The sequence below is a fragment of the Oceanibaculum sp. genome (assembly GCF_022449305.1).
Taxonomy (GTDB): Bacteria; Pseudomonadota; Alphaproteobacteria; order Oceanibaculales; family Oceanibaculaceae; genus Oceanibaculum; species Oceanibaculum indicum.
Genome location: NZ_JAKUSO010000124.1, coordinates 1 through 2154 on the forward strand (window position 1 = coordinate 1; position 2154 = coordinate 2154).

Annotated in this window: 2 protein-coding genes; both read right to left on the reverse strand. The window is 62.1% G+C overall.

The window, feature by feature from the left end; all coding sequences use genetic code 11:
- Positions 1 to 270: 270 nt before the first annotated feature.
- On the reverse strand, positions 271 to 1776 hold the full coding sequence (gene tnpC, locus MK313_RS18085; protein ID WP_287783631.1) for an IS66 family transposase: 1506 nt from the start codon (positions 1774 to 1776) through the stop codon (positions 271 to 273).
- 60 nt (positions 1777 to 1836) lie between these two features.
- Positions 1837 to 2136, reverse strand: coding sequence for a transposase (locus MK313_RS18090; protein WP_287783633.1), 300 nt, complete (start codon positions 2134 to 2136; stop codon positions 1837 to 1839).
- Positions 2137 to 2154: the final 18 nt, after the last annotated feature.

The following is a 2154-nucleotide window of genomic DNA, read 5'->3' on the forward strand; positions in this document are numbered from 1 at the left end:
CGCACAGAAGCACCCGCCTGTCACAGCCAGCGAATCAGATAGACATCGCAGACCAGATCGGCGACCTCTCGATCGACGCCTCGCAGCCATGATCGATGACTTCCAGCTCCCCTGCAACCCGGCCTTACCTCTGGGTGGCGCCGAGGGAATCACAACACGCGAACGGGATCATCGATGATCCGCATGTGGACGACGGTGCTCTGCCAAGGGTAACCGTTCACGTCCCTGCGTGCTGCAGGTAGGTGAGGGTTGATTTGAGTGTTTGGTTGATTACGTCTGAGGGGACGCAGGTTTGGGAAGTAATGAAGGAGCCGCGTGTTGTTCCACAGCTGCCTGACATGCCTCGGTGAGGTAATCGAGCACATTGCGGTGCTGTTGGCGCAGCGTATCGCGGACGGTGAGCATGCGCTCGACGAATCGGCTACCGGCCGGACTGTGGGTGCCGAAGCTGGTATGGCGCCACAGGACGCCATGCCGCAAGGCCCGTTCTGCCGCGTTGTTGGTGGGCTCGACGCCCTCCTTGCGCACGAAAGTCCACAGCGCCGGTTCGACGGCTCGGAGATTGGCGCAGGTAGCCGCCGTCTGGGCATCGGCAAACTGCTCACCACACCACAGCTGGAAGCGGAGCCGCCAGCGCAGGTCGCTGACGTAGACCCGGAAACTGGAGCGTTTGAGGGTGCCATCGCGGACTCGGTGCCACCACAAAAACAGCTGCTTGGTGTAATCGATCAGCTGGTTGCCGACCGTGGCCGCTTCCCCGCCCCGTTCGGCGAAGTCCTCGAAGGTGCGTTGCAAATGCGACCAGCAGATCTGGCGCTGCGCCAGCGGCAGATAGTCATATACCACGTAGCGATCGGAGCCGACCACAGCTGTGGTGTGCTCGCCCAAGAGTTCATGAGCGACTTCGCCGCTGCGTCGCAAACGGATGGCGAAGACGGTGACCAGGGAGGTAACCGCCGTCCACAGCCAGGCTTTGCCGCGGGCTTCGCGCCAACTGGTCTCGTCGATGTTGATCGCCGGCTGTTGGTGCACGTAGGTGCCGGCTTCTTCCACCGGCGCTGCAATGGCCGCGGCCACGTGTTGTTCCAGCCGGCTGATCGAACCCAGCGCCAGGTCTACCCCAAAGGCGTCCGACAGCAGCGCCACGATGTTGCGCTTGCTCAACCGGAAGGCACCCGACAACAGGCCGACCCACGCTTGTATGCTGGGCCCGAAGGTGCTGCGCGGCACGGTATCGGGCCATGCGGCCTCGGTCAATGTGTCGCAGTGACGACAGCGCAAGGTATGCAACTGATACTCGGTGACCTGAGCTCGCACGGGCGGCACTTCGACCACCTGGTGGCGCTGAGGATGAGCATCGTCGCCGCACAGCGCCTGACGGCAGTGGCGGCAGTTGATCGGCTTGATAGGCACCACTCCATCCACTTGATCCACCGGCAAGAGCGTGCGCCCATGGCCTTGGTGGCCCGGCTGACCACCCGGCGAACGACCCGAGGAACGACGCTTGCGACGTCTCTTGCGCGAAGTCTCCGTTCCCTCCGAGGGTGGCGATCCTTTGCCTCGACCCTGTCGACGCGCCAATCGCTCTTCCAGCGCCGCAATCCGCGCCGCGTGTTGCACCCCTTGTTGCTCGACCACCTGCTGCAACTTCCTGACCTGCTCCCACAAACTCACCAACACCGTCTGCACCGCGATCGGCGTGCACTGCCAATCGGCATCCGAAATAGGAAGTTCGCTCGGTCTTTCCATGGGCTTGATGATATCTCGATTGAGCACCGTGATCTACCAATCCCAAGATACCAGCACACTCTGAAAAAGTACAGCTATTTCTTGACATCACATGACGCCCCTTGGGGACTGAACGGTTACCCAGGTGGCTGCTTTTGCCAGGATTTCACGCTCGATCCGCAACTGCTTGTTTTCCTGGCGCAGACGCCGCAGCTCCTCCAGATCAGCGGTCGTGAGACCATCCTCTCGCAGCCCTTCGTCGCGATCCGCCTGGCGCACCCAGTTGCGAATCGCCTCGCCCGAGGGCTCAAACTCCTTGCTGAGCTCCTGGGGAGTACGTCCCGCCCTCACGAGCTCCACCATCTGACGGCGGAACTCACGCGGATACGGGGAATGGGACTTCGGCATGTGGACATCCTCCTTTCA

Excerpts from the sequence above, each read along its gene's own strand:
- MK313_RS18090 (WP_287783633.1), bottom strand. The coding sequence starts at position 2,136 with ATGCCGAAGTCCCATTCCCCGTATCCGCGTGAGTTCCGCCGTCAGATG.